General features: G+C 27.6%; 7 protein-coding genes. All 7 read right to left on the reverse strand.

The annotated features are described in order from the left end of the window. Nucleotides 1-687, reverse strand: a 687-nt coding sequence (locus tag KKC53_01490; protein MBU2597843.1) for an AAA family ATPase, incomplete at its 3' end; no start/stop codon positions are given. Between the two features lie 14 nt (nucleotides 688-701). Next, complete coding sequence (locus KKC53_01495; GenBank protein ID MBU2597844.1) at nucleotides 702-1,172, reverse strand: excisionase family DNA-binding protein; 471 nt, start codon at nucleotides 1,170-1,172, stop codon at nucleotides 702-704. Nucleotides 1,173-1,211: 39 nt separating this feature from the next. After that, nucleotides 1,212-1,979 (reverse strand): AAA family ATPase, encoded by a 768-nt coding sequence (locus KKC53_01500; protein ID MBU2597845.1) that lies wholly within the window; start codon nucleotides 1,977-1,979, stop codon nucleotides 1,212-1,214. 159 nt (nucleotides 1,980-2,138) lie between these two features. Further along, nucleotides 2,139-2,657, reverse strand: a complete 519-nt coding sequence (locus tag KKC53_01505) for an alpha/beta hydrolase (protein ID MBU2597846.1) — start codon at nucleotides 2,655-2,657, stop codon at nucleotides 2,139-2,141. A gap of 83 nt (nucleotides 2,658-2,740) precedes the next feature. After that, a complete protein-coding gene (locus tag KKC53_01510; protein MBU2597847.1) occupies nucleotides 2,741-3,862 on the reverse strand; it encodes a PD-(D/E)XK nuclease family protein in 1,122 nt (373 codons plus the stop codon). 156 nt (nucleotides 3,863-4,018) lie between these two features. Beyond that, nucleotides 4,019-4,168 (reverse strand): hypothetical protein, encoded by a 150-nt coding sequence (locus KKC53_01515; GenBank protein MBU2597848.1) that lies wholly within the window; start codon nucleotides 4,166-4,168, stop codon nucleotides 4,019-4,021. A gap of 28 nt (nucleotides 4,169-4,196) precedes the next feature. Next, on the reverse strand, nucleotides 4,197-4,398 hold a 202-nt coding region (locus KKC53_01520), incomplete at its 5' end, for a hypothetical protein (GenBank protein ID MBU2597849.1).

Genomic DNA, 4,398 nt, shown 5'->3' on the forward strand with positions numbered 1-4,398 from the left:
AAGAATAGGTACTTTTAAAAAAGAGGATATATCACTAGAACCATACTGCTTTTCTAAATCTATTAAAATAACGCCTTTTTTGTTATTTTCAATTTTTTTAGCGAAATTAACTATCAGAGTAGTTTTTCCAACTCCGCCCTTGAATGAAATAAAAGATATTACTTTTTTATCCTTCAGTTTGTTGGCATCAATGTACAAATATTTTTCTTTTTTTGATATTTTATCCCTATATTTTTTTTCTATTTTACCCTTTTCAGCTGATAATTCTTTATATTCTCCTTTCTTTTCTTTTAATTCTTTTAATCTTTCCATCTCATTTATCTGGTTTTTTACCTTTTCTTTGTAAGAAATAATATATTTTGCGAACTTATCTTTTAAACTTTCTTTTTCTGAAGGATTATATAATTTTTGTTTTTCTATTACCGTTAATAACTCATCTGCATCAAATGGATAGAATAAATCCCCATCTCTTCCGATCGTAACTACAGGAACACCTATTTTTTTAAAAATATCATAAAAATTATTATAATTTTTACAATTTTGATCTAAAATTATAGATTTTATTTTATTTTTTAAAAGAACTTCAAGATTGTAGTTTTTATCTAATTTAATAATGTTGGAGTTATCGGCAAAGATACTATTTATAGAGTCCTCGATATATTTGTTATCTGTATTATAAGCTATCAAACCATCATACACTTCTATTTCCTTAACGTCTCTTTCTTAACCTTAATTCTTCTTTCTATGTACTTATCAAGAGCTTCTTTTTTAACACGCCAGGGACTTCTTGACCCATTGCGTGTCTTAAATCCCTCAATTTCCCCCTCATTTACTAGCTTGGTAATCTCTCTTGTCCCTAGACTTAGAATATTTGCCACTTGTGCTATTGTATAAATTGTGTAATCACCAACGGGCTTTTCTTTGCTAATTATTTTATTAGCTTCTGCCAGATCTTCCTCCCTTAACATGTATTTTCTCCCTACAAACAAGCTTTCAATTTTTCTTTCTAAAACAAGTTTTAAAATATAGTCAGCTTCAACACCAAGCAAACTAGCAGCCTCATCTACTGAGAATATTTTTTCCTCTTTAAGTCCTACGGTTCTTCTTTCCATTTCCTCATCAATTTCTTTTATCACTTTTTCAATACCTTTATTATTCTTATTCTTTTTCATCTTTAACCCCCTTTCTAGTATTTATCTTATTTCACCTATTTATTTAATTATTGAATTATGAACTAAATTTATTATACCTTCTCCAAAAGTCGTAGAAACATCAGTATTTATTATATTTTTTGACATTCTATATTTTAATTTATCATCATAACCAATAACATTTATATCCTCTACTAAATAACCTTCTATTTCTTTAGGTTTATACAAACTAACATGTTTTTCGTATTTGTTATAAACATAAATAATCTTTGGTTTTTCAAAAACAAAAAATCCTATCTCTTTTAACCTGGAGATAGAACCCAAATTATCATTTGTAACCATTATTACGTCTGTGCTTTTATTTAAAACATGCATAACTAAATTACTATAGGAATAAGGCAGGTCAATTATTATCAACCCGTATTTATCTCTAGCAATGTCAATCAGATTATCAATTGTTTTTATTTTAATATTGTCAGATTGACGAATTGATGGAGGTGCTTGTATTACATCAAATTTATAATTATCTGGTTTGACAATTGTATTACTAAAAGATTTTTCAGGATTATCTTCTATTAGAAAATTGGATAGATGTGGTAATTTTTTAAGCTTTAAGTATAAAGATAGATCACTATCGCCTTGAATAAAATTCAAATCAATAAGCAGTGTTTTATAATTTGAAAAATAATGAGCTAAATGAATTGCTATAGATGTTCTACCCACTCCCCCTGCAAAAGAATAAATAGAAATGGTTTTTTGGGTTAAAAGTTTAAAACTTTTATTGTCTTTTAACAATTTATCCGATTTTATCTTCTTAAAAAATTTCATAATTTTTTCTATTCTAAATTAAGCATTATATACTAAATAATACATTTTAATTTAACATATGTCAAATTAAAATAAAAAAACCCGATATTTTTGAGCCTTTAAATATATGTTCTCTTGAACTAAAAGATAGTAGGGTGCTAACATACTCTCACAATATAGCTATTCTAAAATTTTTTTCAATAATTCGGGAAACTCCTTAGTTTTCATATATTCCATAGTATAATGCCCTAGTCCTTCAAGTTCAATAACTTCACCACCAAGAGCTTCATGAAAAATTTTCAAACTTTCTTTTCCACCATCTTTTTCATTATCTGCAGTAAACATTACTATTTTATTAACTCTTTCTTTGATAGTATTATCAATTTGATAAGTATAAAAAGCTCTTCTAAATACATCATCTTTGTTAGGAATTTTCCAGGGGGCTACAAGAATGAGTTTAAAAACTTTTCTCTTTGTTTCTCCGAGCCAACGCACTAAAAAGGCACAACCACAACTATGACCTACCAGAATTGTATTTTCACCAACTGTATATTTTTCAAACTCACTCTTAAATTTTACATAATCAAGTTGCCATGGGGTAGGCATTAGAGGAGTTTCTGTTTCTACGCCTTTCGCAATAAGATGTTTTTTGATCAAGGGTATCCAGTGTTTATCATAAGTTCTTGTTTCCAGATTCATTGATCTTTCAACATCTGAGGGACATCCATGAATTATTATGCATTTTCTTTTATTTATTTTTTACCTTCTTATTGTTTTTTATTTTATCTAATTCGAAGTTTCTTAATTTTATGTATAGCATCATTAACTTCTTCTATTGATAATTTAAGAGAATCAAACTTCCCATAATTTTTTAATAAAAACTCTTTAATCTCATTGCCTGTTAGCTTTTTCTCCTCCACTAATAACCAAAACTTAGTCCCTGCTTCTTTAAGTTCATCATCTTTAAATTCCTTAATGGCAATATTCAACTCCTTTAAAGATAGTTCACTGCCTTTTTCCTTATTAAAGTTTAATATTATATAAGATCTTGCATCTTTCTTGTTATAGCCTTTCTTTAGCATTAACTGCCACAATTCATTTATGAGAGTTAATTTATCTTTAGATATTTTTACAGGCTTCGTGTATTTCCTATTATTATCTTCTTTATTAATATTTACCTCTTTTATTTCCTTAGAAAAGTGGGGACAATGTTGGGGAAAATCACAAGGACAAAATCTTCCTACCTTTGGTTTAAAATTTCCATTATTTATTTCATTTGCAACATCAAATACTAAATCTACCGCATTTTTGATTTGCTCAGGATTTCTTTTAGTAGATATAGGTGTGTTTGATCTCAAATGGTAAAAAGTTAGTTTTTTAGGTATTGTTTTCCATGTCTTTTCTGCTGCAATATGATAAAGTGAGAGTTGGAGATCCTCGCTTAATTCATTTTCAGAAGGAAAACTCTTACCAGATTTATAATCAATGATTTCAAGATTCTCGGAAGGAAGTTTATCTACTCTGTCAATTATACCTGTTAAGATAATACCATCTAAATTAACATTAAAACTATATTCTACAACAAGGGGTTTCTTATAATCTTCGGAATTTACTTTATGAAAAACACCAAGTATTACTTTGCCTAACTCAAAGTTTTCTTTTTCCTCCTCTTTGCTCTTGTATCCTTCTGATACCCAATTTCTCCCATAATATTCTAAAAGCTTGCTTAAATGAGGGGGTTCTGTAAATGTAGCTGAGTAAAAATATGCTGTTGTATTATGAAGTGATCTGCCGAATGAAAAATATGATTTCGGTAATCTTTTTAGTCTATCAATGTATATTAACTTATATTGTAGAGGACATTGTAAATAGGTCGAAATTGCCGAATAACTTAATCTGTTCATTTATATCACTTCCTATCTATATATATCTAAAAACACTTTAAAATGCGTTAAAATAGCGTTTTAAAATATTAAAAAATATTCTTGAGCCTTTAAGTATAATATCATTAAGGTTAGAGGGCTTTTCAAGCCCTCTTTCCTATTTTTAGAGTTACTTTTTCAACCCTTTTTAAATAAAAATTCAATTTTATTTTTCAGAACCTCAATATCTTTTTTCAATTCAGTCAGTTTAGCGACAGCCTCCTCTTTTTTATTTTCTAAATTATTTAATTTCTTTCCTATTTCTAAAAATCTATTTTTAATTCCCATCTTTATCTCCTTTTCATATAATTGTTTTTTAATTTAATTTATTTAATTTTTCCTGTAGATCTTTTATAGTTTCTTTCATTCTAATTAATTCTTCCTGCTGTTTTTTCACAATTTCTATAAGTTTAATATTCACACTTTCTTCACTAACTACTTTTTCACTTACCTCTTTCTTTTCTTCAAGTATTTTTTTCTTTAATGCCTCTGGTTCAACATGAGTATAAATCTGAGTA

Source organism: Actinomycetota bacterium (genome assembly GCA_018830725.1).
GTDB lineage: Bacteria > Actinomycetota > Humimicrobiia > JAHJRV01 > JAHJRV01 > JAHJRV01.

Excerpts from the sequence above, each read along its gene's own strand:
- KKC53_01495 (MBU2597844.1), bottom strand. The coding sequence starts at position 1,172 with ATGAAAAAGAATAAGAATAATAAAGGTATTGAAAAAGTGATAAAAGAA.
- KKC53_01500 (MBU2597845.1), bottom strand. The coding sequence starts at position 1,979 with ATGAAATTTTTTAAGAAGATAAAATCGGATAAATTGTTAAAAGACAAT.
- KKC53_01505 (MBU2597846.1), bottom strand. The coding sequence starts at position 2,657 with ATGAATCTGGAAACAAGAACTTATGATAAACACTGGATACCCTTGATC.
- KKC53_01510 (MBU2597847.1), bottom strand. The coding sequence starts at position 3,862 with ATGAACAGATTAAGTTATTCGGCAATTTCGACCTATTTACAATGTCCT.
- KKC53_01515 (MBU2597848.1), bottom strand. The coding sequence starts at position 4,168 with ATGGGAATTAAAAATAGATTTTTAGAAATAGGAAAGAAATTAAATAAT.